Here is a 25,753-nt window from a genome sequence, read left to right on the forward strand (position 1 = left end):
GACCATAACGGGTTTACCATCGGTGAGACCGTGACCCGCGATCGTCAGTTGATCACTGGTGGCGTTGACGGAAGTGATCAGGGCGTTGCGCGTTGCGGGGGCATCGGCCAAAATCACCACGTCGTCATACTGGATTGCGCCACCGCTGGCATTGACGCTGGCAGCGCTCCAACTGGTTTCGGATCGGGCTTGGCCAGCATCGTAGGATTCTGAGCCACCGCTGAGAGCTGGAGCGGCATAGCCAAACTCCTGAGCGACTTCGGTGGCGATCACGTCGGCCATTGTGGCCGTGCCTGTCCAGGCAGCATCTTTGCAGAGAATTAGCCTAAACGCACTTGGGGCTGACTCGCCAAGGAGATAGGCGCGAGCGAAGGCAGAGAGCAGGGAGTTAAAGGGGAGCCAAGTCATAGTTACTTCCTTACGAGTAATCCATCAGCATCAGCGAGTTACCCGACCACAGAACACAGCAGCCGTCGTGAGAATCATCGTTATCCGGGTTCCGAGCAAAGACCGATAGCCAATGGTGAGTGGAGCCGATGAATATGGTGAAGCTGCCGCCTTCGGGGGGAAGCTCAGCCACCCAGACACGACCAAAGAGACCAGTATTCGGTTCTTCATTCCACTTGAAAATCTGAATCGCGTCAGTGCCTGTCGAGATGGGCAAGCCTTGTGGAGTGACGGTAAAGGTATAGGCTTGGCCCCAAGTCGATTCGGGGAAATAGACGGCTTTGCCGCCGAGGGCACACTCGCCCGTACAGATGACTGAGCCTGCCACATTGACCTCCTGTTCAATTTCAATTTGACCGCCGATGCGAATACCGCCATGCAGTTCGCGAGTCGGCTCAACGTAAACGCGACCGCCGATGCGAATACCGCCATGCAGTTCGCGCGGATCGGCTGGCGCAATGCTGTAGGGATACTGCCGAATTCGGCCACCGATCCGAATGCCGCCATGCAGCGGATAGATCGGCTGATAGGGCGGGATGACAGTGCCGGACTCGTTGACGGTGCCGACGTAAATTCCATCGGTGGAGACGATGCACTCGGTTGGGGTGATCACCCACGTCGTCGCGTCCATCAGGTAGCGTCGAGTGACGCCACCCTTGATCACATCGAAGGGCATCAGCGGATAGTAGCCGAACAGCTCATCAATCAGCGGCATGTCCACCCGGTCTCCCAGGTGACGTCCGATCAGAATGCGGCCATGCAAGTTTGCCAATCGACGGCACTGAGCCGCACCCAACCCGGTCAGCGAGCCGTAAAGGCTATTAGCGCGAGGCGCATCAACGCCCGTTTCGCCATGCACATAGGGACAGGTGAAGTCGCGCACTCTGGGTTTAAATTCGCCGCCATACTGCTCAAAGCGAGCCTCACCCGTGACCGGGAAGTTTTGCTGAGAGTAGCGCGGTAGTCGGTGCTCTGGAGCTGGAGGATTGGTTTGGCCAGAGTTGGAAAATTCAACCACCTCTTCACTGGCCGAAAGACTGGTGCCAGATAGCACCAAATCTTCAACCGACAAATACTTGAGCGCTGAAGGACTGGCCAAGCCAGCCGCCTTTTGATTCAGGTAGCGACGCTCCCATTGATCAGTTCGGATCTCTGTCCACTCCTCAGTGGTTCGTTCAGCCAAACTCAAGCCGCTGGGCACACCGACAAACACTTCGTTGTAGAGCTGCCAAAGGATCGGGGTGTCGCGCAAGATGTTTTCTAGCGTCAGCCGTCGCTCGGTGCGCTGGCGAGGATTGCGCCCCCAGCGATAGATCGTCTCAATCGTTTCGCCCAACCCCATAGAAGTAAGGCTGCTTTGAAGAATTTGCCAGATGTCGCTATCTGTTGCCGCCTGCACGCTCAGATACGTTTTGATCCGCACGATGGCAGGCCGATCGATGTCGGCATCATATCGGCTGAGTTCGCCCGCTTCGTCCTGGTCATAGCGCCAGCGCTCAACCTTATACTCAGAGTCCGTCAGACTGAGCGGGTTCACGCCATAAACAAAAGTGCCAGAGGAGAGCAGCCCAAAGGGAACTTCTTCGCGGGTGCGCAGGGTGCGGCGACCTGTCGAAAAGTTGACTTCGTCAGTCACGCGCTTGCGCTTGAGGACGATCGTGCTGCCTGCGTACTGGCTTTGAATCACACCCGCATCGCCGTACTCTTCCGAGGTGTAGCTATAGCGGCTGGCGTTTTGTTTGACAGTTACGCCCTGGCCGTTGACCCGAACAATCTCCGCTGGTCGCTCGGCATCGTTGAGGCGATCGCACCGTGAGCAGTTTTCGCCAAAGGTCAGGGTAAAAACTGGAGCGGCTTCAAAGTCAGGCGCACGTCGCTCAAACACCTCGTCGTTTCGCACCCAGCCAAAGGCCGAGAGCGAGTAGAGCATCTGGCCAGCCGCGTCGATGTAGCTGCCGGAAATCTGGGGCGGGTAGTTGATCGAGTAGCTGGGTAAACTGCCAGCAGTCTCAACGGTTCCCATCCCGGCACGGAGCGCAAGAGTACCAGCGACGCTGGAGATTGTGCGACTGCTGCCAAGGGTGACACCTGCATCGTCTGGGTCGGTGGGTTCGCGAAACTGGATCAGCGGAATGAGGCAGGCAACCTCTAGGCTGAGTTGCGGCGCTTGGTAACTGTGGCTGATGATCCGCAGTCGCCCGCGTGGGTGCAAAGTCAGATCGCCGGATTTGTCGGCGACATAGACAAGCACTGTCTGGCCACGCCACCAGCGCGAGGTGTTCAGTCGGTCGTCCAGGGATTCGGGAAAGTCGGGCACGTCAGACAGGATCAACGTGCCCGTAGCTGGGAGCAGACCCGATTCTCCCAACGCGGCATCGGTGAGGGTGAGTGAAGAGAAGCACTCGGTAAAGTCATACCCACCGATTAAAACTTGAGTGTTGCGGCTGGTCAGGTTCACTGTCGTCACGACGGAACCTCCACCAATTGAAAGCTGACCAGCTTCAGCAGATCTCCGTCCGGCAGTCGTCCGGCGTTGACTTTGTGTTGCTCTGGAATTTCCAGCTTAGCCGCGACGACGGGGAAGCCGTAGGTGTAGCCGTAGCTGGTGAGGGTGTCGGAGCCAGCAAGTAGAGTTTTACTCGGCGTGACTTCTGGGGTCGTGAACTCTAGCTCGTCAGTCACTTGCACCGCGCCTTCGACTTGGCTCAGGTAGAGTGCATTGCTCCATTGGGCGATCGCTTCCAGCAGCAACGCATCTTCTTCCGTCAGCAGCGCGTTGATCGCCCATACATATCGGGGCGAGGTGATTGGCCCAGTGACAATAGCCGCTCCCTGCTGGGTGACATCCGACAGAGTCGTCCAGCCGATAGTGCTGCGCTGATAGCCGTCGTCGTCAAAGGTCGAAATCGCCAGAGCGGGAATGCCGCTGCCGACTGCCTCAATCGTCAAATCCCAACGTGCCATCCTAAAGCCCTCCCATCCGAGCAACGGCTCGGCTGTGCATGGCACTCAGTTCGACGGCCTGAGCGAATCCGTTATCGCCACCCTGGATCACGTAGGTCGCTGGCGCAATCGGACGGCCACGCTTGGCAACCATCGACTGTAGCGCTTTGAGTTCTTTGACCACTTCACCGTAGGAATTCACGGTGCTGTAGTTGGCGCTCAAGTTGCCCATCGGGGTCATGAGCGCAGCCGTTTGTTTAGCTGTCAGCACGTAGCCCGACCGACCGGGCACAATCAGCTCCGGGCCTTCTTCACCCACAACATAGGGTTGGCCAGCGGCAACGGGGCCACCGTGACGCCGGAAGCTGATCGACTCAAACGCCTCGCGGATTTTCACCGCTGTCTCCTCATCCTTGCGGCGTTGCTCTTCTTTGAACTGCTCTTCTTTTTGCCGCTCCTCTTCCTGCTGGGCAACAATCTGATCGAGGCCCGTGCTAGCCAATGCAGCCGCAACGAGATCTTGCGCTCGCTCGGCATCAATGCCACCACTTCGCGCTCTGCCCTCTAGCTGATCCTGCGCCGCGACAACGGACTGAGCAATCTGAGCCGGATCGCCACCCTGCTCTGAAATTTCAGTCAGCCGATCGACGATCGCATTGAAAGCGCCAATTTCGTTGCCAAACAAATTGATGCTGGCTCCACCTCCTCCACCGCCAGCAGATGCACCCGTGCTAGATGATTGAGCCTGGGCACTCGCCTGCGTAGCTTGCCCCTTCTCTTCTTCGGCCTGGATTTGGCGAATCTTCTCAGCGGTGATCGCTTCTTCGGCTGAGAGATTTTGGCGGAGCTGATCGTTGACCTGCTGCTGGAGGGCGGCATCCTGCCGAGCCTGATCAAGCTGTTGCCCTCGCAGGTTGGCAATCTGCTGGAGGTTGGCGATCTCCTCTGCACTGGCGTTTGCCGCCTGAGCTTTGGCTACTGCGATCTGGGCCTCAATGGCGGCAACCTCAGCGGCAATGATTTGGCGCTGGGTTTCCAGATTGTTTTGCTCGATCTGGAGTTCGAGCTGTTGGGTTTTGAACTCTTGCTCTTGCTGAAGCTGTTCGACCTGGAGCTGGCCGAGTTCGCCCCGAATCCGCTCTTGATCGGCGAGGTCGCCCTCGGCCTCAGCTTCGGCCAGTTTGCCCTCAAGCTTCAGCCGTTGCAGGTCGATTTGACTCTGGGCAAATTGGTTTTGCAGTTGACCAAGTTCGCCTTGTCGCTGGAGTAGATTCGCCTCAGTTTGAATAGCTTGTTGCCGAACCTGGGCAGCGGTCTGAGCGGCTTGAGCCTCGGCATCGTAGCGAGCGATCGCCTGTTGCTTCAGCCGTTCTTGTTCGGCAAACTCTTGCTCCAGCAGTTCGAGGGTGAGACTGGCAGTGGTCTGTTTGGCCGTGCGGATTTGTTCCTCGCGAGCCTTGGCCGCGTCGCCGCTCACGTCGAGTTTTTCCAGCTCTGTAATCCGCTTTTGCTCAGCGGCAATCTGCTGCTGGATGGTTTGCTGCTGGAGGGCGACCCGTTGAGCCTGGTACTGCTCCTCAGAAATCAGCCCTTGGTTGAGCAACTGCTGGAGAGAGGCCAGTCGGTTAGTCTGAGCGAGTTCAACGTCCTCGACGGCACGTTGAGCGACCTCGCCAATTTTGGCCAGGGATTCTTGCTCAGCTTCAGCGGCTCGCTTCGCGGCTTCCTCTCTCGCCTTGGCCGCTTCGTCAGCGGCATCCTTCTGAGCGTCAACGGTGGCCTGAGCAATCTGCTGGCGATCCTTGGCAAGGTCTGTCTCCAATTGGAGAATCTGCTGATTGAGTTCCGCTTGCTCGTCTGGGTCGGTCGATGCAGCGCGGGCGGCATTGAGTTCGGCCAGTGCTGACTGATTGGCTTCGACTCGACGGCGCAGGGATTCTTCTTCAGCGTTAGCCAGTTGCTCTTGTGCCTGAGCCTGGGTGATCGCGCCATCGGCCAACTGCTGGGCAATGTCGGCTTGAGCGTCAGCCAGGTCACGGTCAATAATTGCCGTCGTGTTACCCAGGGCAGAGCCGACGCGTTCCAGTGCTGAAACCTGTTCTTCCAGCGCACCGCTCAGATTTTCGGTGGCTGGGGTCGCTGCCTCGATCCGGGCTTTGTACTCTTCCAGCTTTTCAATCTGGGCATTCTTCAGCCGAATGTCTTCTTCGGTCACTGGCTTCTGCGCTTCCAGCGCGGCCAAGGCGGCATCAATGCCGTTCACCGTCGATTCAATTTTGGCAGGGTCAACGGTCACGCCATCTTCGAGATTGTTAGCAACTTCAGCAGCAGCGAGGCTGACGTCACCCAGTTCGTCTATCAACTCTAGGAACACAACCCTCGATCTACTTACAGCAGTTTCCGCTTGTGTTGCCAAACCAGGGATTCTGGATCGAACTTCGTCAAACGCTTTTTGGACTGGACTCAAATCATCAGCAATTTGCCCTACATTTATGTCGGCAACTTCCTGAAGCGCTGCTGATGCCTCTTCGCCGGATGTAGCCACCTCGGCATTTGTCTCGGCCATTTTCGCCAAGGCATCTCTAACCGAGTCGGTTGCCTGACGAGTTTGAGATGCGGCCTTATCAGCCTCTCGGAAAGTATCCACTACCAAAGCCACACTCGCAGCCGCGCCAGCCAACAGACCGAGCTTAGCCGCATTGGCAACAATGGCCGCTGTCTGTGCCTGTTGGGCAGCGGTGGCCTGTCCGGTCGCGACGGCAAAGGCAGATTGAGCGGCAGTCTGGGCAGCAGTGGCCGCTGTGTTGGCAACCTTAGCCGCTGTGTTGGCAGCTTGGACAATTGAGTTTTTTGTGTCCAGCGCAATCTGTTTGACCTGCAAAGCGTTGTAGGCAACAATCAGCGCGACGGCGGCAGTGAGCGCTGTGCCCAAGCCACCAATGCCCAAAATGATTTTCTGCACCGCTGGATCGGCGTTGACGAAACTGGAGACGAGCGCCGTTGCCGAGTTGGTCAGCGCGGTGAGTTCTTCCTGCACCAACCCGCCCATGATCTTGCGAACGTCGTTCAGGTTTTCGCCGAGGGTATCTTGAGCACCCGCAAGGCCAGCAGCAGCGGCGACACCCGCGCCGCCGTATTGCTCCTCAAGTACGTCGAGGATCGCGGCCTGAGCTTCGGCCTGTTTGCCCGCTTCGACTAGGCCGATGATGGTCTCGCGCTGGGTTTCGTTGAAGGTGGTTCCACTTCTGGCCAGAGCCGTCAAACCGCGCTCTGGATCTTCGAGGGCTTTGGCGACCTGGATGATGTTGCTGTTCAGGTCGGTGCCCATGACCTCGGAGAGATCCTGAGTCACCGCTATGGCACGAGTGAATGTGTCGCCTGTGATCGTCCGAAAGCTGAGCAAGGAGCGAGACGCTTGCAGAACTGCCTCACGACTGGTCAGGGTGGCATCGCCGAGCTGTTGGGCGAACTCGTCAATCTCCTGAGCCGTCACCCCTACCGCGCCGCCTGTCCCCTGGATCAGTCGCTCAATCACGCCGATGGTGCGCTCGTATTGTGCGGCCTGGTCGATGCCCTCAGTGAACAGATCGCCGAGGCCAGACGCCAACCCAGTGAGCCGACTGACGAGCTGCTGACCGATACCTTGGCCGATACCCTGAAAAATCTCTTGCAGCTTGGAAGCCTCAGTCCCAACGTTTGAAGCGGCGGTTTTGGCTGAGGTGAGTTCATCAATTACGGTTCGAGCTTCGGAAGCCGTCAGCCCATATTGCTCTTGCAAAATCCGAGCGGCGGCAGCGGCTTCTTCGTTGCGCTGTTTGATCGCCGCTGCTGCTGATTCGATTTCGCCAATGGTCGCCGTGACCTGCTGACCACCCTTGGCGGTGATCGTGAAGCCGAGTTTGAGATTAGCCATTGGGTTGCCCCCCCTTCAGACGCTCCCGTGCTTCCTTCCGCTTTTTGCTGGCCCACTCTTTCTTGTCGGCCTTGCGGCGATCCTCTGGGGTCTTCTGCAAGTCGGCCTGGGCATCCAGGATGGCAAGGATTTCCTTGGCGGGTTCCGATCGGCTTAGCTCAATCGCTTCCTGAATCGATCCGCACCGCAGAGCCAGCGCGGCGATCAGTTTGGCCTTGGTCATGGTTTCGCCGCCCGACACTTGGCGAGGGGCGTTGAGTTCCACCAGCCAACCGGGCTGGAGTTCGCCCGCTTCGTCATGCCGATAAAACAAAAGCTGCTCCATCATGGCAGGGTTCACCCATTCGGGCTTGATGCCATTCAGGAGCAGACAGCGATTCACCAGGTAACGGAAACGGTCATCGCGTCGATAGAGCGCGTCGATAGTATCGTCGGTCGGAGTGTCGGCCAGGATTGCAGCCAGCTCACGGCGACGCTCTTCAAATTCAAACACCCCTTCAATGGAACAGCCGTAGAACGTGCGGGTTTGTCCGTCCGCACCCTCAAACTCAACTGCGTCAAATTCCAGGTGTTTGATCATGAGTCATCTTTCAAGAGGGGTGAAATCCCTAAGAGGGGTTGAGGTCAGTTGCAACTGCTAAGGTCACACGACAGCGGTATCCATGTTGTACATGGCAAAGGGTTGCTCCCAGCCGCTGGGCGTGATCGCCGCGAAGGTGATCTCCAGCGTCGGCACATCGTCACTCAGGTTGATGGAAGGGCGACCTTGGCGCTGCAATTTGGGGAAGTGGATTTTGAAGTTGGCGCTTGACTCAGGTGAGTACATCTCGCCCCAGAATTCAATCTCGCCGTACTTCGTCGCTGAGCCAGCGCCGCCATAAGCTTCGATGGTGCTGTACTCAGTTGGGGTGATATAGGTGATCTCAGCTCCAGCCTGAGCCGCATTGAACACGAGCTTGTTGCCCGTCGTGTCTATGCCGACTTCGCCATCGCCAGGGGTGGCAGGGGTGGCAGCGCGAGGCATGTAACCGGGGATGATGCCCGACTGGTAGGAGTTGATGTAGACGAAAATCTGGTTCGTGTTGGCAGCGGTGATCGCCGCGTTGGCGATTTCGTAGTCTGCTGCGCTGGGAACTGTCGCCCGATTCAGAACTGGGATGATGATGTCAGTGGCCGACTTAGCAAACTCATCCAGTGCAAAACCGAGTTGCGCCCAGTCTTGGTACTGGCTGGAGATAGTGAGGGTGTTCGTCACCTCACCTTCGGCGGAAGATTTGGTTTGGCGCACGCCACCAACAAAGCCCTTGGCCTCTCGCGGGGTACTCTCCGATGCGTAGTTGAAATCAAACAAGAACAGCTCGATCATCCGCTGGTCAGTTGGGCCTGAGCCCTAACCGGGTGACAAGCGAGTTCAGAACCAAGGTGGACAAAGCTTTGAGAGAATAACAGAGGCAAAGAAATAGGGAGCCTTGAGCAGACTCCCCCAACCAAATATGTTTCCTGCATTCTACCAAACCACCCTCCAAGCTCATCTGAGCGACCCGCAGTATTTGACCCTGCAGCTCTTGTTATGTTTGCTACAGGCCCATCGTCAGGTCAAACTGTCAGTTTTAGCCAGTGTCTTTCCTCAACCGATTCAATATGGCAGTCGAAAACGGAACTTACAGCGGTTTTTAGTCTTGCCTCAACTGAGGGTCAAACTGCTGTGGTTTCCGCTGGTGAAATACTGGATTCGGCAAGAGCAAACCGGACGGGGATTGAATCGATCCCAACGCCGCCGCCTCAAACAACTGAAGCATCAAAAGTATGGCTACTGGATTCTGGCGATTGACCGCACTCAGTGGAAAGGGCGAAATATCTTCATGGTCTCTCTGATCTGGGGCACCCATGCCCTGCCCCTGTATTGGGAGGTCTTAAAGCAAAGCGGCAACAGCGACCTTCGGACTCAAAAACGACTGCTAAAAGCCGTTTTCCCCCTGTTGAAATCCTACCCCGTCTTAGTGCTTGGAGACCGAGAGTTCCATAGTCCAAAACTAGCTAAATGGCTAGACTCCAGGGGCATCATGTTTGCCTTGCGGCAGAAGAAAGACCTTCATTTTCAAGTGAGTGTGCAACAGGAGTATACCGTGGTGAAAGACTTGGGCATTCAACCCGGCATGAGACAGTTCTATCGGGGCATCTTGGCCAACAAAGGCGATGGGTTGGGTCCCTTTAATTTGGCGATCTATTGGAAACGAAGCTATCGTAACAAAGGCCCGAAAGACCCCTGGTATATTCTCACCAATCTGCCTAATTTGAAGCAGGCCATTGAGATCTATCGCTGTCGCTGGGGCATTGAGCAGCTCTTCAAGGACTGTAAGACTGGGGGCTACAACTTAGAGGACACCAAGGTCAATGAACCCCGATTTTTAGCCTTGCTCTTACTCATTGCGATCGCGTACAGTTTGGCCACCCTACAGGGGCAATGGATGCGGCAACTCCGCATTGACCACTATGCTGGACGTATTCAAAAACACCAAGATAAAACCTTGCGACACAGTGAGTTCAGCTTGGCTCTCTATGGGCAACGGTGGACGTATGGGATGGAACTGTGGGCCAATCAAGCGTTTCAGTTGATGGCGCTCAAACCCCACAAACGCCTCTATTTTCAGCGGGGTCTCCGTGCCCTATCCTTGATGCAGCAAGCTATCTAGCTATGTTGTCACCCTTTCAGGCCTGAGCCAAGCTGGGTGGTTTTGGCGTACATGTCGCCGAGTCCGCTGAGCATGGGTTAATTCCTCCGTTTCCGATAGGTAGCGTTGATTGCGTACAAACTCATGAAGTCCCAGATTTGATCGACTTGATCAACTAGCACTTGATCTCTCATATAAAAGCCCTGCTGACCAAATTCATAGTTTGGGGCGTCGCCATTCAAAACAGGGATAAAACCCGACATAACATCCCTGATCTGATCCAGCAAAGGGTAAGCCTCGGTGTGGGTTCGCAGCCCTGTCCAGAGCGTTCGTAGCTCAAAGTTGATCACCCCTTTCTGGATCTGGATGGTGCGGTTGATGGTTTCTGGTGACTCGAACGGACTCCGCACATATCGCACCGTGACCATCGCCTTTGTCCGAACTCTGCCCAGCTCCTTCAGGGGATCGCCATCGGGGTAGGGAATAACTCGCGCCGTGTCCGTGATGCTGGCTTCGGTCAGTCGGTCGATGATGCTGGCTTCCAGTTCCTTGAGCATGAGGCGGACTTAGTAAGAGGCGATGTTGGCGGCAACGGTTTTCTTGAACATGTTGCCCGCCGAAAATTTGGGCGTCCACTTGGCCGGGATGATCATGTCGTCGCCGCTCTTAGGATTGCGGCCAATGCGTTCCTTCTGGAACACGGGCTTGAATGTGCCGAAGCCGACGAGCTTCACTTCCTCGCCTGCGGCTACTTTGTTGACGATCACATCCATGACCGAGTCGAGGACAGCGGCAACGTCTTTCTTGGTGAGCTTGGTGTCGCTGTTGTTCTCGAACAGGTTCTTGGTGGTTTCGTCGATTAAGTCTTGTTTGTGCATGGGTTGGGTCTAGTAGTCTGCAAGGGTGTCTCTGGAAAAGATGGGGGTGAGTGTGCTGGTGTAGACGGTGTCGGTGCTGGTAGTGAGTTCGCCTGTCTCGTCGATGCCGAGGCTGACTTTGCCAGCGGCCAGGTCGCGGAGCCAGCGGATCGCGTCTTCGTATCGGCGGCGAACGTCATCGCGAGGATTGTTGTTGTCGAGCCGATATCGAGCAATGTCGTAGTTGAGCCGGATCAGAACTTTGGGCGTCGAGGCCAGCGGCAACGAGTAGCGAGTGACCAAGTAGGAATCAATCTCCTGAGCGCCGTCGTCGAGCGCCTGGTCAAGGGCATCGGCGTTGATCGTCGTCGCGGTGGCATCTTCCAGGTTGGTCAGCTCGATCAACTCGATTTCACCAAAAGCGTCGATCATGTCGATGTCGGTCGCGTAGGGCATCAGTTTCCACCTCGGCCCGTTTTGCGGTTCACGCTGCCTCGGCTGCTATCGCGGCGAGTACTGCCGTCGCAGTCGGTTCTAGAGTCATGACACTCGTTGGTCACTTGCAGCGTTTCAATTTTGTCGAGATGGGAAGGCGTGGGAGGCAGGCTGGACTTTGCCAGCGCCCAACCTCCCACGCCGCCAGTCAGGGCTGAGCTGATGATGATCAGCGATAGGAGAAATCGCAGTTCGTTAGGAGTCAGATGTTGGAGAGCTTCCACTGGTCTTGGTCTCTTTGAGCTTGTTCTGGTTGAGCAAGGCTTGAGTCAGCTTGGACTCAGGATCGAGGGTGACTTCTTCGCCAGGGCGATAGGTCTTGCCTTTGACCACAAGGTCGGTGCGATTGACGACGTAGGTTGTTTGCTTGGGTTTGGTTGCCATTAGAGTTCCAGTTGGCTAGCGATTTGCGCCCACTTGGTTGGGGTAAGGTTTGCTGCTTTGCGGGCTTGCTCCAGGCTGGAGAGAGGCCGAGCGGCAATGATTTTTTCGGCGGTCGCCTGACCGATGTTTGGAAGTGCGATCAGGCCGTCGATGCTACAGGTGTTGAGGTTGAGGATTACATCGTCTTTCTCCTTCGTCTGCAAATGCGACATGCGTGTCGCATTTGGCTCGGTGGTTTGTTGGGAATCAAAACGCTCACGCGTGAGCGTTTTGGATTCGGGTTCAGTGCCGAGAATTTCGACCGTCTTAGTCGTGACCAGATATTCGGCAGTTTCGGGTAGCAGGTGGATCAGGTCGCCAGGACGACACTGCTGCTGGTTGTGGCTAAGGGGTCGCAGAACTCGGCACTGAACCATTGGTCTAACTCGCTAGGAATTTGCTAGGGTTCCAATCCTCACCCAGGCCAAAGGCCGAGTGCTGTTTTGCTAGGGAAACTTAGGCGACTGCGTCTTCAATGAAGAAGGCAAGGTCAGCAGCGCTGATCACTTCTTTCTGAGAGTGACCAACTCGAACTCGCATACCACCGCGCATACCGACATCTTTGTCTTCCATTGAGCCAGCGATGCGCTCTCCCCACTGAGCCGTGAAGCCAAATGTGGTTCCAACCTGTGGGCCAGCGATCACATTGCGATAGAGGAACAAGCCGTTATTGCCCCAGATGCGTTGGATGTTTGGGTTTTGTCCAGGCGCTGCCACGTTGTAGCGACCCACGCCGACATGGAGAGCGTCGATCTCCAATGCTTCGGCAACCTGCTGACGAGAGACCATGCCCTGAGCGTCGGAGCCAGCGCCCGTGCCTTTGACGTACTCAACGACTTTGGGATGTTGCCGGACAATCCGCCAGTAGTTGTTGCCCAGGATAAAAATGTTGGGGCGCATCAGGGGAATGTCGAGCCAGCGGAGCCAATCATCAATCGGGTTCGTGTTGCTGTAGTCGCTGTGCTGACTTGTGCCCGATAGCTGATCTTTGTTGTCAGCGTCGTATTCGTCTGGGTCAAACACTTTCTGAGCCACGTACAGCTCACGCCGAGCCAGCAAAATATCGGTGAGATATTCTGTGGACTTTGCTTGCGGATCGTAGCCAGGGATATTTTCTGCGGCCATGATGTCTTGCATGGGCACGCCGACATCAAGCGCGTCATCGCGGGTGGAATCCGTTTCGTCGCTGGCCGAGAAATCAATCTGGTTTGGCTTGCTCTTGCGCCCGACACGAGTTTCAGGAATGGTGTAAGACTCTGATTTGGTGTGCTTCAGATACTTGAAGGTTTCAGAGGGGACGGGGGTGATCGGCAGTACTTCATCAGCAATAAACGAATTATTGCGATACATGATGCTGACTGCCGTGTATTCAGCATGTTTTGGGAATGGATAATTGGTCATCAGTTCTTACGCTCCTTGAATGATGTGAGGGCAGACAAGAATCGGGAACTGATCACCGCTGACTGCCGCTGCCATCGCATAGCCAACGACGTTGTTGTTTACACCCGCAGCGGGTGCAGCCGCAACGCACGCACCGCCCGTCGTAGCCGTGATGCGATCCATGAAGGCGATGGTGCCGCCCGCGCGGCCCGTAGCGATGCTACCCACCAGAAACGCATCCAGCGTTTCACCATCAGCCGTGTCCACTTCCGTCGAGAGGCCAATGATCGGAGTGGTCACGCCAGTGGCAACCGCTAGCTCTCCATCCGCCGATCCTTTGGTAAGAAGCGTGTACTTGGCCACTGCTCCATCGGCGACAAACGCCTTGCAAAGTCCATCGGTTTTTCCAGCCATCACTTACCTCCCTTTTGCTTGATGTGTGAAATGGCTTCGGCTGGCGAGACAACAATGCCAAGCCGCTTCTGTTCTTCCATGAAGGCCAGTCCTTCTTGCACTAGCTCTTCTTGGGTCATCTCCCCTCTAGGCGGCTTTTCATTCGGCAAGTCCTTACCCACCAGCGGAGCGCGATTGGTCAGAAACTTTTTGAAGGCTTCGACCGGGGTGGCCGTGACAGTCCCATCGCCCTCGGCAAAAGACAGGTCATCCGATGGGGACTTATCCAGATGCACCAACAGCTCGACGACACAACTTTTTTCGGCAGGGTGCAGGTTCTTCTTGTCCTTGACCAGTTCTTCGGCAAAAGCTAGATGCTCTCGCCGCGCTGCTGCTGCCTCGCGAGCGGCGATCGCCGCTTCCCGTTTTTGCAGCTCTTCAGGAGTTGGGGAATCGCCCATAGTTTTTTCCTCGCTAGGTTCAGCAAAGCCAGTAGATGCTTGTTCTAATTCGGGCATAGGTGGCCGCATCGCAATCTCACGAATGAGGTCAATGTTCCACGTCGAGATCACGCGGTCTGCCGTTTCGATATCGGCAGTCTCAATGATCCAGTCCCGAATGCCTTGAAACAGATCAGCCAGAATAATGTCTGGCGTTTCGGCAAAGGCAATGTCCTGCTCAAACGTCAGCAGATCATCTTCGCCCTCGCCCTCTGCAAACTCGATGTCAGCCAGCCCCTTAACGGCGGGTGGCTGTGCGCCCAGAAAGCCCACATCTCTCAGATAGAGCTGACCCGGCGTTGGGTTATAGCGCGACTCTGGGTTGTAGAACCGCGCGGAAATCTTTTTGTAGCGACCCGCTTCCACTGCTTCCTGAAACGCCGGATCGACTTGAGCAGGCACAGCCTGAAGGTCGCCATTGGCAAACGCCAGCGACTTCACCCAGCCCCAAGCGGGCGCGGTGTGAAGCGGATGACCGATCACAATCGGAGCCTCGTGCAGCTTAGGCGAATAGTTGGTCGCACAGGCGCGCACCTGATCATCCGTGTAGGTGTCAGTCACGCCACTGTCGGAAGTATGTCGCCCTGGTCGAAAGATGTGCAGCAGCTTCATGGGTGCCCGCGATGCGATTGGACATGCCCATTATTCGCTGTTACAAAATCAGCTCACAGGTATGTCAACATACCTGCCTCTATAGTTTTCAGCCGATCAACATGGAGTCATTCTACTCAAGATTTATCCTATGACAAGCTTATATGGCTTCGCGCCCGACAACTCGGTAAAAGGCGTCCAGACCGACAACCTCGGCAACCTCAAGATAACCCCTGGTTCTCCGATCAGCGGAGGGAAAACTGTTGCAACCCCTGGCAGTCCTGAGCCACTAGCAGCCGACGTAGAACTCGTTTCAGGCTTGGTCACAATCAAGGCACTCAGCAGCAACACCAATGAGGTTTTTGTTGGTAGCGAAACCGACACTCTCAGATTCCCGCTAGCTGCTGGCGAAACTGTGACAACCACTGCGGCTAACCTTAACCTGATCTATTTGGATGTCACGACTGGCGGTGAAGGCGTGAGGTTTGTCGCATCATGAGTTTGCTTAGAATTTTTCCGGGTTTGGCAACGCCTCACCCATTGCCGCCAGAACCCGATGCAGGGGGCTTGGACTTCAGCGCTTTCGCTGCATTGCCTGCCAGTGATCAGGCAGCTCTAGAAGCTGCTGGAGTGACCCAGACGCAGCTTGATATTTTGGCCGCTGGTCAATTTTGGAGAGCAGAGCCTGCTGATTTATATAGCGACACGGCTGGCTCTACCCTTATTTCAGGCACTATTGGGGATAGTGTCGGCAGTTGGAAAGAGTGGGACGGGGAGCTGCTGGTTCGTGGTACTTCAGCACCCACTTATCAAGCAGATGGAGTGTTCCTCAATCGCGACTCCGATCATCGCCTCTACTTGAACTCGGCTCAGAATCGCTACGGGGCGCAAACTGACAAAACTATTTTCTTGTTGGCAACGTTGGCTAGTAACGCCAACACCTATCTGCTAACTAATGACCCCGAATCAGCTACAGACACTTGGCGACTGGAGCGAAGTGCTGGGTTCACCAACAACTTGCGATTTAGGGTAAATGGTCGAAGTGCCGTGACATCTGCTGCAAATACGTTCCCCTCTGACGTTCAGCAATTCATCCGCGTCAAGATCACGAACAACTCAGGTAACATTGCCCTGTATCGCAATGGTTCACTTATTGTCTCTGACACTATTTCACCAGCAGCAGCTTCAAACCCTAGCCCCAACTTTCTCCAAGTAGCCCGCATCAACAGCACCTCCAGCGATGCCACAATGCGGATTAAAGCTATGTTTATCTACCCTGGCAGGCTCAGCGATGCGGACGCAGCCAGCATCGAACAGTTAATTGAAACCTTGGAAGGAACCAATCTACTCCCTTAGTCCAACCAGAATCGCCTACAAGCCCATTCAAAAACCCCTTGATGATTTAGTCAGCGTCATCAAGGGGTTATTTTTGTTCTCGGCCCCTTAGCGTTGCGCTGAGCACATGTATTAGCGCACGGACGTACTACCGGATTACCAGAGATCCACGACTGGCCCACCGGGATATCTCCACCGCACCGGGCCACCAGGCCGCAAGTCCAGATGCACAAATCCGTTGCCAACGGCCAAGCCGCCATTGCGGTGATAGCCCTTCAGCTTACGGAACGTCTCCGTCACAGCTTCACCAGAGATCCAAAAGTCGATCGCATCGCCCGCCATGTGTCGAGAGCGGGAAGCTCCCCCTACGGCGCGGTTCGTAATCGGATCGCGATAGGCCGAGTTCACTCGCACAGGGCGATCGCCTAAGAACTCGCGCACCTGATCCATGTACTTACACAGCTTGACGATCCGCTCCGTCACTCCAGCGTCTACCGGAATCCGCTGGCCGTTCTTGGTCATTTCCGCCCAGGTGAAATTTGAGCCAAGGTAAACAGGCTCAAGAATGCCAACCTGCCGACTAATCCCCGGCAGTGAGATTTTGCGACCAGTGTTCGCGGGCTGCGGTGCAGGCTCATCTTTCGGATCGTTTGCAATCTCCACGCCCTCAATCTGGCAGTGCTGAGCATAAACAAACCAGCGAAGCGCACTGGCCCCCTGCTGAGGCGCGGCCAACTGCACAAAGTAATGATCGTCATAGGGCGACTTCGGATCGCCCTCAAAGGCATAGTGATCGGTGATCTCCAGCTTGGTTCCCTTCGGCACAGCCAGCAGTTGCTCAGGCAGTCGATTCACCTTCAGCAAACTGCTCTGCACGGGCTGCGCTTTCAAAAACGTGTCAGCGGTCACGGTTAGCTCCATTGCGTCGTCCTCTTGGTTTTGGTTGCTCGTCTTCGTCCACTCGCCGCACCACTTCGTACATCACCCCGTCATCGTCTAGGGCATTGCGAATTTCTTCCGGCTCTTGCTCCGCCGAATTGGGCACGGTCTTTTCTGGGGTCTGATCAGCGTTCATTGGTCGCATCCTCAAGATAAATAACCTGTCTGTTACCCTCCGATTCTACTCGGGTTACTCGGCCCTGCCAGCCGTGCGGCAACACCACCTCTTGCTCAAACGCACGGGTGCTGGCTCCGCCAATGTCGCGCCCCTCGCGAGTGTTGATCCGGTAGATCACATTCACCTGGTCGCGTCCGTCAGCAGGCACAGTCACACCCGCCCGCTCGGCCTTCTCTCGGAAAAAGCTGGCCTTGCTCAAACTCTCGGTGCTGCCATAGCTGCCCGCTGCGCTCCCGGTCAAATCGGTCGAAGTGCTGGTGATGCCCTTGAAGGTGATCACATTGCCCACTTGGAAATCGCGCTCCAGGGACGGTCGATCCATCTTCGTATCCCGGCGCAGCTCCCCTTCATAGCGCGGCATTTTCTGAACCGCCTGATTGAGCTGTCGAGCCAGCAGTCGCTGACGTTGCGCCAGGTCGCTGGTCGGATCAGTCTGCAATCCGCGCATCGCCCCGTTGATGCCCACATACCCATTGCCCGTGTAGGAGCGAATCGCCTGCACATCGGCCAGGGTGAGATTCTTGCTCGCGTTGCCCTCAGCCCTCAGCCGTTCCCAAACGGGCTGAGCGGTTTCTGCTGGCGATGCCAAATCCGTCCGCGCCTGACTCCACTGGCGACCTTCGGCCAAATCGAGTGTCCGGCGAACTCTGGTCAACTCTTCAGCGCTCAGCGCCGTGTTCGCCTCCTTGACGGACATTGGCCCTGCCGCTGGCGGTTTTGCATCAGCCTGTTGAGCAGAACCTGTCAGCCGATCTAGTTCTTGCTTGGCCACGAATGCACGTTCTCTGGCATCTTTGAGCGCTGGCCAAGCTGGCCGACCGTTCAACAGCCGCGCCAGTTCCTTCTGCTCCTTCGGCGTGAATTTGCGGTTTGCTCCACCGCTGTAGTAGCGGTTCAACAAATCCACTTCTTTTTGAACAGACTTCCAGCTCGCCTCAGCAGCCTTGATCTCGGCATCGTTACCCTTTGGCTTGGGTGCAGCCGCTGGCGGAATGTTTTCGCGATATTTGGTAACCTGCTCCCGCAGCTCTGGCGGCAAGCGTTCCAGTATCCGGTTCAGGGTGTTTTCGCGCTCATTGGTAACCCGCGACTTTCCAGGCGCGTAATCCCATCCCGGATCGGGTGAGTTCCGCAGATTGCGCGTGATGCCCGTCAGCGGATCGGTGTAGGGGAACGTTTCGCCCTGGGGCGGAGTATCGACCGTCAGGCCACGCCGATCCAAATCTCTCTGACTGAGGGTGACGACGTAGCAGCGACAGCCGAACCCGTTGGGCGGATACCAGCTATTCCACCAAGGATCATCGGCTGGGTAAACCTTACCGTCCTGAGCCAAGTGCGTCGGCCTGGGATTGATCGAGCCACCATGCCGATACTGCCAGTAAGGCCGAGTCGCCAGCACATCCGGATCGGTCATCTGCTGATGTCGTCCGGCTGAATAGGCTCCGTGCAAGTTCGTCTGGTAGATCACGTTCGCTCGCCAGTCGCGCCCGCCCGCATGGTTCCAGCCACGCCGCTCAACGATTTCGTTGAAGCTGTCGAGGAACTGCTTGCGAGTCGTCCCCTGGGAAATGGCGCGATCGACTTCCTCACGAATCTCAGCCAGCAGCTCAGCACTCTGCACCCCGGCAACGGTGAACGCATGATCATGCTCGGAGCGCTGCAAGTCGTTCCACCGCTCAGTGGGCACATTCACCTTGTCGCGAAAGAAATCTATGGCTTCCTCAAACGGAAGTCGTTCCCAGGTCGGATTCGTCATGCTCTGGCCTCACTGTCTTGCTAAACGCCGCGCACCCCTGAGCCGAGATCAGAACCGACTCATACCCGTTGAAGTTGAGAAACTGCTTAATCAGGTCAATGGCCGCGATCACCTCATCCGGCGTCTCCAGCCCATCACGGGTCTTGTTGATCTTCAGGTTCATTCGCCCTCCACTACTTCCGCTCTGCCACCCAGGTGTGCGGCGAGTAGCCCATTCTCCAGCAGCGTGCCAAGCTGATCCGTTGGCAAATCGGGATACAGCCCAAACAGATTCTCAGCAAACGCCTGAAGGTCGTCGCTGTCTTCCAGCAGCTTCCGAATCTGCCCAACCCACCCATCAGTGATCGCGCCAGCTCTCTCCCGCATCTGCCGCACATAGGCATCACTCAGCGGGTCTTCCGCCTTCTCTGCAAACGCGGGGTCATCTTCGTCGGCTTCCTCTTCGGGATCTGGATCCCCCTCTCCCTCGCTCCCCTGCTCTGGCTCCGGCACGGGTAAGCGATCGCTCAAGTTCACAGTCGGCTCAAAGTTCTGCACCGGATTCAGCAGCGCCCGAATCTCCGGCTCTGGGATGGCAGGGAACGCCAGCTTAATCACCTGCACCCCAGTCTCAAACGGCAGCTCCCCTTTGGCGACCGACTGAGCAATGCCGACCAGACTCGTCACCTGTGCGCCATTCATGGCGGTTTTGGCAGGTTCTTCGATTGGCGCTTCGGTCGGTGCTGGGTCGGGTGTGGGCGAATTGCCATTCGCCCCTACGGGGTCTTTCGGCATCGCCGCCATGATCGCCGAGATATCCGGCGCAGCTTGCACATACCCTTCGCCATACACCTCGATCACTTTCTCCAGCGTCAGCGGAAAGCCCATATCAAACAGCACCTTGTCCCGGTCTGCCCGCGCCTTCAGATCCTCTGGCTCTTCAAAGTCCCAATGCAGTCGCGGGTATCTGGCCGACTCACCCACCACCGGACGATTCAGATCGACAATCCACCGCACCAAGGATCGGTTAAGCGTATTGCTCAGCAGTCGCGCATCGCTAGCGGCGATCTCCAGCCGCACCTCATTGCCCACTTGGTCACGCGCCCGACTGCCACCCGCGCCACTCTGGTTGGTTGAACCCGTCTCACCGAGAACGGCCTCGCTCATCTGCTCATCCATGTAGCGAGCGAGGCGTTCGTAGGTGTCAATGGAGCCAGAGCGCATCGCCTCCAGGAACTCGATGATCATCCCTTCCGGCACAGCCGTCGAAAGGCCATTGGTGATCGCGTCCAGTGCCGACAGCAGTTCCTTGATCTTCGATTTCTCCGTGCCAGCGGGATACTTACCCACTGGGGTGGGGGAACCAAACTTATCGGCAAACACCAGCCAAAACTTGATGTCCTGCCGTTTGAAGAACACGGGCCAAAATAACCGCGTTCCCATGCCAAGGCCGTAGGGGTTCGCATCGTCTGCGTCGAAAACGTGGTAGATAATTTTCCGGTCGGGTATCGGCTCACCCATCCACTGATCGCGCAAGGTGAGTAATCGCAGCTCCCAGCCGTTGTCACCGACGACAAACCCAAACCGACGCGGATCGCGAGGCTTGATCTCAGCCGCCACAATCTCACGCCCGTCCTCTGCCCACATCACCTCTGCGGGTCGGTTGCCTTTCAGCACCGCATCTTGCAGCGCCAGACACACCCCCTCAAATCCCAGCACCCCATGTTCCTGTTCCGCGTCGTAATCGGTGCTGCCCAGGTTCTCCAGTTGCCGCGTGACCAGTTCAGCAGCGAGCATATCGGCCTTGTCCTCACTGGATGGATCAACTCGCCAAGGCCGCGAGACTGGGGCATACTTGCGCTTTTGCAGCACTGCGTAAGCGTGGGGGTCTTTCTCGATCTCGTCGTAAAGCGCAAGGCCCAACCCCTGACCACGACTGCGGATCGTCGGGTCGGGATTCTGCAAAATGCTGTTGCGCCCGATCAGTCCGGCAAAGGTCAGAAAGTCTTTTTCGAGCGTAGCGATCTCAGAGCGAATTTGAGCTGGTACGGGCATACTGAATTCACTCCCTATTTCGGTGCATCAAATGAGAAGACAACTGATTCCGGCGACGGCCATTCTGAGCATTGCGGCGGCGATGATCACAGGCGATCCGGCAGCCGCCAACGACTCGCCGCCCGATCAATTTCCGGGCGGAACCAGCGGAGCTGGAGGACGGTTCGCTGCAGAAGGAGAACGGAACGAATTCCCCGGTCGCCGCCAGGGCGCTGGCACGCGCCACAACCAGCAGCAGCGCCACCTGCCAACGGTTTACTATCGCCGCCTTGGCATCATTGTGAATAGTCTCGTACCCGACGCCCAAGACCCGCAGAAGGCGCTGGAGTGGGTGGATATTCTTCGCGACTTGGCGAATCGTTTGGAAGCACTTGCGATCCAATTTGCTCAGCCTCCCAAGGTGTAATCGTCAAGGGTGTAGCCGATTCGAGGCCGCGCATTCGGCGCAACGTGATACTCAATCGGCGTCACCTCCATCCGGCTCGCATAGTCGGCCAGCAGCGCGGCGATAAACGCATCACCGTGCCGCTGCCCCCCATCCGATCCCTTGCCTCGCTTCTCTTCAATCCGAGGCGTTCCCCGCACCACAACCACCGCTCTGTGATCGTCGAGCATGTCGGCATACTGGGGCAGCTCAAATTTCTTATCTTCCAAATCCGCTTTGTATTTGGGCGTATGCTCCGCGTACCAAGCATCGGTGAACTTCACCTGCTCGATCCGCGTCCCGTAGCGCTGCATGGCAACTTCGGCCAAATACTGGCCATTGCCGCGCGAGTCCATTGCGCCCGCCATGAATCGGGGTAGACGATCGGCTACGTAAAACAGCACCTGCCGCTGTTGCTCAAAGGGCACGTTCCGCATTTCCAGCGCGAACAAACTGCGTCGGACTAGGTTCGGCATTTCGCAAATCGGCAGCAAAACCGAGATGTCACCCGTGCGGCCAAAGTCGAACCCATAGAACGTTTTGAGGTGGGGACTCAAGCTGGCCAGCACCTCATGCAGATGATCGTCGCACCAGTCCTGAATGGTCGTCTCTCGCTCATGCTGGGAGCGCATCACAAAGTCATCCGTCAGCGTCAGCCGGATCACCGGGATATCCTCGCGCATCTGCCCTTCAATCAGCACCCGCGAGAAGTAGCGCCCGCCGCTGCGTTTGGGAATGCACAACAGTTCTTCGTCGGCATCCTCGCCGAATTCGTCCATGAGCTGCTGACGAAACTGGGCTTCCTTCAACGCGCTCCACTGCTGCCCACTCATCAGACAAATGCGCTGAAACAGTCCCTGCTTCAGCGCATCGTCCAGCGTCGTGTAGTGTCGCGAGTAGGGAAGCTTACCCGCGAGAACATTGCGCTCAAGCTCGTAGTATGGCTCGTCAACGCCGTTGTAGGTTGTCACCATGCGAATCTTGCCGCCCCAGATTCGCATCGCCTTAGCGGCCTTCAGCACCTCGCTCAGGTCATCATGGAACGCCGCCTCGTCGATCATCAGATCGCCCTGACGGCTTCGCATGTTTCGGGGATTGCTGCTGAGCGCCTCGATTCGATAGCCAGAGTTGAACCAGATGCGAAACACCTGGATCGCCTTGTCCTCATCCCCATCGCGGAAAATCTCCTGATCCTCTTCGACTTGAGACGCAGCCAGGTTGTAGAGCTTGGCCCACTCTGCCGCATCCTGAATGTAGCCGCGAGCCATCTCTTTCTCATAGCCCATGTAGAAAGTATTGCGGCCTTTCGTCTGGGCAGCGATCAGCGCCGCGCCGCCCGCATCAGCCCAGCTAATCCCGATCCGGCGTGATTTGGTGTAGAGCTTGAAGCCACTTTCATCGGCAAGCCAGCGCTGCTGATAGGGCAACAGCAGCATGGGCACATCGGCCTCGGTCATGCCTTCGAGAGTGAAAGGGGCTTCTTGGCTCATACTTCAATCCCCAGGAACTTCGCTCGGATTTGGGCAGCGGTCTGATCGCTCACACCTGCCTTGGTCATGATCTTGTCGGCCTCTTCGACGGCGATCTTGATCTTGTTTTTCACTTCGTCAGCGAACTTTTTCTGCTGCACGGCTGAGCGGTTGAGTTCGGCAATGGAGCGAGTCAGCGCGGGGAAACTGATATCCTTCAGCCCCTTGCTGCTCATCTCCATCTCGCGCAACACCTCAAACGCTTTGTGCTGAGCCAGCGCCAACAGCGCCTCACCCATCGCGTTCTCGTCGTCGCCCAGTTGCTCAACGATCACCTTGGCCTGCTGAGCAGCGATTTTCATGCCCTCCAGCTTTTCCTCGAATTTGCGGCCATAGGCCCAAACAGAACTGTGGCCGATCTCAAAGCCTTGATCGCACAACCACTGAGCCAACCCACGATAGTCACGAAAGCCACCCTCAACTAGGCGGCGATCCAACTCCTCTCGCAGCTCTTCCGGCATCATTTGAATTTTGGATCGCTCAGGCATGGGACGCACCTCTAATACTTTCGTTTAGTATGCCCGTATTACTAATAGGCAACCTTACTCATGAGAGTGATCCTCGTCACGTCGGCCCACGATGCGGTCTAATCGCGAGTGCAGCGCGTTCATCTTGCCGTCGATCTGGGTCGTGAAGCGCACCCAGTCTTCCCGCGAAACATACAGGCGACCTGCACTCTCCCGAAACGTGATCCACTCCTTCTGCTCACTCTGGAGCATGTCCTGCAAGCGCAGCACTGATCCAGCAAGGTTATCGAAGCGTTGCTCCACTCTGGCATAGTTCACGCGGTCATTTTCCAGCGCGTCTACTCGCAGCTCAATCTTGTTCAGCCCGTCCAGCTTCTCCTCAATCCGGGCCAGCGTTGCCCGACCCGCTTCAATCGAATCCAGCCGCGATTCGTGATCCTTCAGCTTGTCGTCCAAGCCAGCAATGCTGCGCTGTACCAGCCACGTCACTGAGCCAATCAGCAGGCTAACAACCACCCCGATGATCAGTTCGGCGCTCACGGTCACTCCCGGCGCTTGCTGAGCCAGCACGGGTCGATTCGGCACTTCAATTTGTTCAATAATTCTAGGCATCAAAAAGCCCTCCTAAACCCATTGAATAAAGGCTTAGGAGGGCGTCCCAGGTATGCCAGCATACCCCTTATCCCGCTCTCAGGATTTCCATAATTCGCGGCTTACTGAGCTGAAATTCTCGAATCAGATCTTTAATCAGCTTACCCTTTTGGCGCTGTTCTAGAATCTGGCGATTCCGCGCCTTGCCAAACAGATCGCGGCACACGGGCATCTGAAAATGTTCGCCGCTGTAGGCAAAGATGAACCGCGTGGCCAGCTCAATGCCCAGCACATCCACCAGCGGATGCACCAACATTGGCTCAACCGGGATGTTGATCACCTGTCCAGCAAATTCTTCGACCAAGGCCAACACAGCCTCAAAGCCGATCAACTGCTCTACCTCTTTCAGGGAGTCCGGCAAATCTGCCGGATCGAGATAACGTCGTGGGGTCTTCACGGGCTAGTTCACTTGTTCTTAGTCTTCAATATACCCAATTCACGGGAAAGCGCCTTATTCAGCGAGGCGACAATCACCTCCAACTCCGTCTCGCCTAGCGCCTCCCGCCGCGTAAAACCATGCTGCTGCATAAAGGCAATCAGCTTGGGATGCTGCCAGCCCCAGTTCTCATCCGGCTTCAGAAAGTTCAGCACCCGCGAGAGCACGTCAATTTCCACCAGATAGTCACTGAGATCAATCGGGCCTGCCATCAGCCTTGCCTGCCGTGTAGCCCATGCTCACATAGGTGAGTACCAACTGCCGCAGATCCATCGTCACCGCTGGCGGCAAGAATTTCTCTAGCTGCAATTTGTCGAAGCCAACCTGACAGGCCAACAGCAGATCCGGGGGGGGCATTAGGGGGGGGTAGAGTCTCAGGCGCAAAGCCCTCTAGCCGCATCCATTCACGTTCTTGTTCAGGGGTCATAGTGTTCTCCTAAATATCTGGTTCCTGTAACCCGTGCCGTCCGGCCCACTGCTTCAGCCCTTCAATGGCTTTTGAAGCCTGAGCGTTGTTCAACCACTCCACTCGCTCCACTGCATACATCTTGCGAATCCAGCGATTGAGCGAAGTCTCATCACCCGCGCAAATGCCGCGCTTACCCATCACGATCCAGATCTGCCGGATCTTGTCCACCATGTCGTGAACGTCTTTGTACTTCGTCTGGGGTGACTTCTTTCGCTTGCGGCCCTTGGGGTCATCCACTCGGAAGCCGCGCTCCTCAAACCACTTGATCACCGTATTGAGCTGCGCCGTCGTCATCTCCTTGCAGCTCCGCAGTCCGGTCAGTTCCTCCAACAGATCCCGATACTCCGCATCCTCCAGCTTGAACTGCTTCGCCGCGATGTGAATCTTGGCGAGTAGCAGGTTTCTCAAATCCGCAGGCAATCCGTCCGTCATCTTTCACCACCTTCCCGCTAATCGGTTGTCCATAAATTCTTTCCATCCGTCCGTCAGGCATCACTCCATAAGCAGGAACCAACTCGTCACTGCCACTCAGGAACGCATCAGCAAACGACTTTGCCGCCTTGGCTTCGTAGTCCTCTTGCTTGCGGCAAATCTGGAAGATCGCCATCAGCAGATCGTCTGTGTCTACGCGAACTTCGCGCGATCCAACAGCCAAAATCGTGTAGTCGTAGTTATCCGAGTCCGGTCGGATGTCCAACTGGGTTCCGTCCTCGACCCACTCTTCTTCCACTTCGTCCCAAGCATCAACGGTGATGTGTGCTTCAAATTCCACTGACATATTCTTCAAAGTCCTCTTGTAATAGTTGAATTGTTTCTTCAGCCAGTCGCTCTCGCGTCGAGTGTCGATAGTGGCAGTTCTCGCACTCGCGCCGCCGATAGTGGTAATCCTCCAGCCCCGTCTGCCCGCGAGAGTTAATCACC

32 protein-coding genes are annotated in these 25,753 nt (G+C 56.4%); 4 read left to right on the forward strand and 28 right to left on the reverse strand.

Annotated elements, in window-relative coordinates; genetic code table 11:
* Nucleotides 1-418 precede the first annotated feature (418 nt).
* From AC286M_RS23070 to AC286M_RS23090, 5 genes are all read right to left on the reverse strand, one after another.
* Nucleotides 419-2,914, reverse strand: coding sequence for a hypothetical protein (locus AC286M_RS23070; RefSeq protein WP_488206620.1), 2,496 nt, complete (start codon nt 2,912-2,914; stop codon nt 419-421).
* Nucleotides 2,911-3,411, reverse strand: coding sequence for a hypothetical protein (locus AC286M_RS23075; protein ID WP_488206621.1), 501 nt, complete (start codon nt 3,409-3,411; stop codon nt 2,911-2,913). The genes AC286M_RS23070 and AC286M_RS23075 overlap by 4 nt, the downstream gene beginning before the upstream one ends.
* Nucleotide 3,412: 1 nt before the next feature.
* The gene (locus tag AC286M_RS23080) at nt 3,413-7,303 is read right to left on the reverse strand and encodes a hypothetical protein (protein WP_488206622.1); all 3,891 of its coding nucleotides are present in this window, start codon (nt 7,301-7,303) and stop codon (nt 3,413-3,415) included.
* On the reverse strand, nt 7,296-7,883 hold the full coding sequence (locus tag AC286M_RS23085; RefSeq protein WP_488206623.1) for a hypothetical protein: 588 nt from the start codon (nt 7,881-7,883) through the stop codon (nt 7,296-7,298). The genes AC286M_RS23080 and AC286M_RS23085 overlap by 8 nt, the downstream gene beginning before the upstream one ends.
* A 63-nt stretch (nt 7,884-7,946) precedes the next feature.
* The gene (locus AC286M_RS23090) at nt 7,947-8,591 is read right to left on the reverse strand and encodes a hypothetical protein (RefSeq protein WP_488206624.1); all 645 of its coding nucleotides are present in this window, start codon (nt 8,589-8,591) and stop codon (nt 7,947-7,949) included.
* Between the two features lie 205 nt (nt 8,592-8,796).
* On the opposite strand from AC286M_RS23090, the gene AC286M_RS23095 reads away from it, so the two are divergent.
* A complete protein-coding gene (locus AC286M_RS23095; RefSeq protein ID WP_488203413.1) occupies nt 8,797-9,996 on the forward strand; it encodes an IS4 family transposase in 1,200 nt (399 codons plus the stop codon).
* A 77-nt stretch (nt 9,997-10,073) separates the two neighbouring features.
* Here the strand turns inward: AC286M_RS23095 and AC286M_RS23100 are convergent, their stop codons facing one another.
* The 9 genes from AC286M_RS23100 to AC286M_RS23140 form a co-directional block, all read right to left on the reverse strand.
* Nucleotides 10,074-10,532 (reverse strand): hypothetical protein, encoded by a 459-nt coding sequence (locus tag AC286M_RS23100; RefSeq protein WP_488206625.1) that lies wholly within the window; start codon nt 10,530-10,532, stop codon nt 10,074-10,076.
* 9 nt (nt 10,533-10,541) lie between these two features.
* Nucleotides 10,542-10,853 (reverse strand): HU family DNA-binding protein, encoded by a 312-nt coding sequence (locus AC286M_RS23105; RefSeq protein WP_488206626.1) that lies wholly within the window; start codon nt 10,851-10,853, stop codon nt 10,542-10,544.
* A 9-nt stretch (nt 10,854-10,862) separates the two neighbouring features.
* Complete coding sequence (locus AC286M_RS23110; protein ID WP_488206627.1) at nt 10,863-11,288, reverse strand: gp436 family protein; 426 nt, start codon at nt 11,286-11,288, stop codon at nt 10,863-10,865.
* Nucleotides 11,288-11,551: a hypothetical protein gene (locus AC286M_RS23115; protein WP_488206628.1), complete on the reverse strand. Its 264-nt coding sequence runs from the start codon at nt 11,549-11,551 to the stop codon at nt 11,288-11,290. Before AC286M_RS23115 ends, AC286M_RS23110 begins: the two co-directional genes overlap by 1 nt.
* A complete protein-coding gene (locus AC286M_RS23120) occupies nt 11,523-11,711 on the reverse strand; it encodes a hypothetical protein (protein ID WP_488206629.1) in 189 nt (62 codons plus the stop codon). Before AC286M_RS23120 ends, AC286M_RS23115 begins: the two co-directional genes overlap by 29 nt.
* Complete coding sequence (locus AC286M_RS23125; RefSeq protein ID WP_488206630.1) at nt 11,711-12,127, reverse strand: helix-hairpin-helix domain-containing protein; 417 nt, start codon at nt 12,125-12,127, stop codon at nt 11,711-11,713. The genes AC286M_RS23120 and AC286M_RS23125 overlap by 1 nt, the downstream gene beginning before the upstream one ends.
* 79 nt (nt 12,128-12,206) lie before the next feature.
* On the reverse strand, nt 12,207-13,151 hold the full coding sequence (locus AC286M_RS23130) for a hypothetical protein (RefSeq protein ID WP_488206631.1): 945 nt from the start codon (nt 13,149-13,151) through the stop codon (nt 12,207-12,209).
* 6 nt (nt 13,152-13,157) lie between these two features.
* Entirely contained in the window at nt 13,158-13,544 is a 387-nt protein-coding gene (locus AC286M_RS23135) for a hypothetical protein (protein WP_488206632.1), read from the reverse strand.
* Nucleotides 13,544-14,635 carry a hypothetical protein gene (locus tag AC286M_RS23140; RefSeq protein ID WP_488206633.1) on the reverse strand — a complete coding sequence of 364 codons (1,092 nt, stop codon included), beginning with the start codon at nt 14,633-14,635 and terminating at the stop codon, nt 13,544-13,546. Before AC286M_RS23140 ends, AC286M_RS23135 begins: the two co-directional genes overlap by 1 nt.
* A 130-nt stretch (nt 14,636-14,765) precedes the next feature.
* Here AC286M_RS23140 and AC286M_RS23145 point away from each other — a divergent pair, with 130 nt between their 5' ends.
* Together AC286M_RS23145 and AC286M_RS23150 are read left to right on the forward strand one after the other, a co-directional pair.
* Complete coding sequence (locus tag AC286M_RS23145; RefSeq protein WP_488206634.1) at nt 14,766-15,113, forward strand: hypothetical protein; 348 nt, start codon at nt 14,766-14,768, stop codon at nt 15,111-15,113.
* Nucleotides 15,110-15,970, forward strand: coding sequence for a hypothetical protein (locus AC286M_RS23150; RefSeq protein ID WP_488206635.1), 861 nt, complete (start codon nt 15,110-15,112; stop codon nt 15,968-15,970). Before AC286M_RS23145 ends, AC286M_RS23150 begins: the two co-directional genes overlap by 4 nt.
* Nucleotides 15,971-16,105: 135 nt before the next feature.
* Here AC286M_RS23150 and AC286M_RS23155 read toward each other — a convergent pair whose 3' ends face one another.
* The 5 genes from AC286M_RS23155 to AC286M_RS23175 are packed head-to-tail and all read right to left on the reverse strand — an operon-like array spanning nt 16,106 to nt 20,856.
* Nucleotides 16,106-16,870, reverse strand: a complete 765-nt coding sequence (locus tag AC286M_RS23155; RefSeq protein WP_488206636.1) for a YcbK family protein — start codon at nt 16,868-16,870, stop codon at nt 16,106-16,108.
* Nucleotides 16,848-17,024, reverse strand: coding sequence for a hypothetical protein (locus AC286M_RS23160; RefSeq protein ID WP_488206637.1), 177 nt, complete (start codon nt 17,022-17,024; stop codon nt 16,848-16,850). Before AC286M_RS23160 ends, AC286M_RS23155 begins: the two co-directional genes overlap by 23 nt.
* On the reverse strand, nt 17,014-18,822 hold the full coding sequence (locus AC286M_RS23165; protein WP_488206638.1) for a phage minor head protein: 1,809 nt from the start codon (nt 18,820-18,822) through the stop codon (nt 17,014-17,016). Before AC286M_RS23165 ends, AC286M_RS23160 begins: the two co-directional genes overlap by 11 nt.
* On the reverse strand, nt 18,788-18,985 hold the full coding sequence (locus tag AC286M_RS23170; RefSeq protein ID WP_488206639.1) for a hypothetical protein: 198 nt from the start codon (nt 18,983-18,985) through the stop codon (nt 18,788-18,790). Before AC286M_RS23170 ends, AC286M_RS23165 begins: the two co-directional genes overlap by 35 nt.
* The gene (locus AC286M_RS23175; protein WP_488206640.1) at nt 18,982-20,856 is read right to left on the reverse strand and encodes a DUF935 domain-containing protein; all 1,875 of its coding nucleotides are present in this window, start codon (nt 20,854-20,856) and stop codon (nt 18,982-18,984) included. The genes AC286M_RS23170 and AC286M_RS23175 overlap by 4 nt, the downstream gene beginning before the upstream one ends.
* 31 nt (nt 20,857-20,887) lie before the next feature.
* On the opposite strand from AC286M_RS23175, the gene AC286M_RS23180 reads away from it, so the two are divergent.
* Nucleotides 20,888-21,262 (forward strand): hypothetical protein, encoded by a 375-nt coding sequence (locus AC286M_RS23180; protein WP_488206641.1) that lies wholly within the window; start codon nt 20,888-20,890, stop codon nt 21,260-21,262.
* Here AC286M_RS23180 and AC286M_RS23185 read toward each other — a convergent pair.
* The 9 genes from AC286M_RS23185 to AC286M_RS23225 form a co-directional block, all read right to left on the reverse strand.
* Entirely contained in the window at nt 21,244-22,770 is a 1,527-nt protein-coding gene (locus AC286M_RS23185) for a terminase large subunit domain-containing protein (RefSeq protein WP_488206642.1), read from the reverse strand. The two genes, AC286M_RS23180 and AC286M_RS23185, sit on opposite strands and share 19 nt — an antisense overlap.
* On the reverse strand, nt 22,767-23,297 hold the full coding sequence (locus AC286M_RS23190) for a DUF3486 family protein (RefSeq protein ID WP_488206643.1): 531 nt from the start codon (nt 23,295-23,297) through the stop codon (nt 22,767-22,769). Before AC286M_RS23190 ends, AC286M_RS23185 begins: the two co-directional genes overlap by 4 nt.
* A gap of 54 nt (nt 23,298-23,351) precedes the next feature.
* On the reverse strand, nt 23,352-23,888 hold the full coding sequence (locus tag AC286M_RS23195) for a hypothetical protein (protein WP_488206644.1): 537 nt from the start codon (nt 23,886-23,888) through the stop codon (nt 23,352-23,354).
* A gap of 67 nt (nt 23,889-23,955) precedes the next feature.
* Nucleotides 23,956-24,324 carry a Mor transcription activator family protein gene (locus AC286M_RS23200; protein WP_488206645.1) on the reverse strand — a complete coding sequence of 123 codons (369 nt, stop codon included), beginning with the start codon at nt 24,322-24,324 and terminating at the stop codon, nt 23,956-23,958.
* Nucleotides 24,325-24,332: 8 nt separating this feature from the next.
* A complete protein-coding gene (locus tag AC286M_RS23205; RefSeq protein WP_488206646.1) occupies nt 24,333-24,575 on the reverse strand; it encodes a hypothetical protein in 243 nt (80 codons plus the stop codon).
* A complete protein-coding gene (locus AC286M_RS23210; protein WP_488206647.1) occupies nt 24,559-24,720 on the reverse strand; it encodes a hypothetical protein in 162 nt (53 codons plus the stop codon). The genes AC286M_RS23205 and AC286M_RS23210 overlap by 17 nt, the downstream gene beginning before the upstream one ends.
* A gap of 79 nt (nt 24,721-24,799) precedes the next feature.
* Nucleotides 24,800-25,162 carry a phage protein GemA/Gp16 family protein gene (locus tag AC286M_RS23215; RefSeq protein ID WP_488206648.1) on the reverse strand — a complete coding sequence of 121 codons (363 nt, stop codon included), beginning with the start codon at nt 25,160-25,162 and terminating at the stop codon, nt 24,800-24,802.
* Nucleotides 25,086-25,610: a hypothetical protein gene (locus AC286M_RS23220; protein ID WP_488206649.1), complete on the reverse strand. Its 525-nt coding sequence runs from the start codon at nt 25,608-25,610 to the stop codon at nt 25,086-25,088. Before AC286M_RS23220 ends, AC286M_RS23215 begins: the two co-directional genes overlap by 77 nt.
* Nucleotides 25,594-25,752: a hypothetical protein gene (locus AC286M_RS23225; RefSeq protein WP_488206650.1), complete on the reverse strand. Its 159-nt coding sequence runs from the start codon at nt 25,750-25,752 to the stop codon at nt 25,594-25,596. Before AC286M_RS23225 ends, AC286M_RS23220 begins: the two co-directional genes overlap by 17 nt.
* Nucleotide 25,753: the final 1 nt, after the last annotated feature.

It is taken from the genome of Thainema salinarum CENA647 (assembly GCF_057732415.1).

Bases quoted from the DNA above. Each gene is read 5' to 3' on its own strand.
- AC286M_RS23140 (WP_488206633.1), bottom strand. From the start codon at position 14,635: ATGAAGCTGCTGCACATCTTTCGACCAGGGCGACATACTTCCGACAGT.
- AC286M_RS23155 (WP_488206636.1), bottom strand. From the start codon at position 16,870: ATGGAGCTAACCGTGACCGCTGACACGTTTTTGAAAGCGCAGCCCGTG.
- AC286M_RS23100 (WP_488206625.1), bottom strand. From the start codon at position 10,532: ATGCTCAAGGAACTGGAAGCCAGCATCATCGACCGACTGACCGAAGCC.
- AC286M_RS23220 (WP_488206649.1), bottom strand. From the start codon at position 25,610: ATGTCAGTGGAATTTGAAGCACACATCACCGTTGATGCTTGGGACGAA.
- AC286M_RS23135 (WP_488206632.1), bottom strand. From the start codon at position 13,544: ATGGCTGGAAAAACCGATGGACTTTGCAAGGCGTTTGTCGCCGATGGA.
- AC286M_RS23130 (WP_488206631.1), bottom strand. From the start codon at position 13,151: ATGACCAATTATCCATTCCCAAAACATGCTGAATACACGGCAGTCAGC.
- AC286M_RS23150 (WP_488206635.1), top strand. From the start codon at position 15,110: ATGAGTTTGCTTAGAATTTTTCCGGGTTTGGCAACGCCTCACCCATTG.
- AC286M_RS23210 (WP_488206647.1), bottom strand. From the start codon at position 24,720: ATGCCCCCCCCGGATCTGCTGTTGGCCTGTCAGGTTGGCTTCGACAAA.
- AC286M_RS23080 (WP_488206622.1), bottom strand. From the start codon at position 7,303: ATGGCTAATCTCAAACTCGGCTTCACGATCACCGCCAAGGGTGGTCAG.
- AC286M_RS23095 (WP_488203413.1), top strand. From the start codon at position 8,797: ATGTTTCCTGCATTCTACCAAACCACCCTCCAAGCTCATCTGAGCGAC.
- AC286M_RS23170 (WP_488206639.1), bottom strand. From the start codon at position 18,985: ATGAACCTGAAGATCAACAAGACCCGTGATGGGCTGGAGACGCCGGAT.
- AC286M_RS23110 (WP_488206627.1), bottom strand. From the start codon at position 11,288: ATGCCCTACGCGACCGACATCGACATGATCGACGCTTTTGGTGAAATC.
- AC286M_RS23120 (WP_488206629.1), bottom strand. From the start codon at position 11,711: ATGGCAACCAAACCCAAGCAAACAACCTACGTCGTCAATCGCACCGAC.
- AC286M_RS23175 (WP_488206640.1), bottom strand. From the start codon at position 20,856: ATGCCCGTACCAGCTCAAATTCGCTCTGAGATCGCTACGCTCGAAAAA.
- AC286M_RS23165 (WP_488206638.1), bottom strand. From the start codon at position 18,822: ATGACGAATCCGACCTGGGAACGACTTCCGTTTGAGGAAGCCATAGAT.
- AC286M_RS23185 (WP_488206642.1), bottom strand. From the start codon at position 22,770: ATGAGCCAAGAAGCCCCTTTCACTCTCGAAGGCATGACCGAGGCCGAT.
- AC286M_RS23085 (WP_488206623.1), bottom strand. From the start codon at position 7,883: ATGATCAAACACCTGGAATTTGACGCAGTTGAGTTTGAGGGTGCGGAC.
- AC286M_RS23125 (WP_488206630.1), bottom strand. From the start codon at position 12,127: ATGGTTCAGTGCCGAGTTCTGCGACCCCTTAGCCACAACCAGCAGCAG.
- AC286M_RS23205 (WP_488206646.1), bottom strand. From the start codon at position 24,575: ATGGCAGGCCCGATTGATCTCAGTGACTATCTGGTGGAAATTGACGTG.
- AC286M_RS23180 (WP_488206641.1), top strand. From the start codon at position 20,888: ATGAGAAGACAACTGATTCCGGCGACGGCCATTCTGAGCATTGCGGCG.
- AC286M_RS23075 (WP_488206621.1), bottom strand. From the start codon at position 3,411: ATGGCACGTTGGGATTTGACGATTGAGGCAGTCGGCAGCGGCATTCCC.
- AC286M_RS23195 (WP_488206644.1), bottom strand. From the start codon at position 23,888: ATGCCTAGAATTATTGAACAAATTGAAGTGCCGAATCGACCCGTGCTG.
- AC286M_RS23105 (WP_488206626.1), bottom strand. From the start codon at position 10,853: ATGCACAAACAAGACTTAATCGACGAAACCACCAAGAACCTGTTCGAG.
- AC286M_RS23190 (WP_488206643.1), bottom strand. From the start codon at position 23,297: ATGCCTGAGCGATCCAAAATTCAAATGATGCCGGAAGAGCTGCGAGAG.
- AC286M_RS23160 (WP_488206637.1), bottom strand. From the start codon at position 17,024: ATGAACGCTGATCAGACCCCAGAAAAGACCGTGCCCAATTCGGCGGAG.
- AC286M_RS23145 (WP_488206634.1), top strand. From the start codon at position 14,766: ATGACAAGCTTATATGGCTTCGCGCCCGACAACTCGGTAAAAGGCGTC.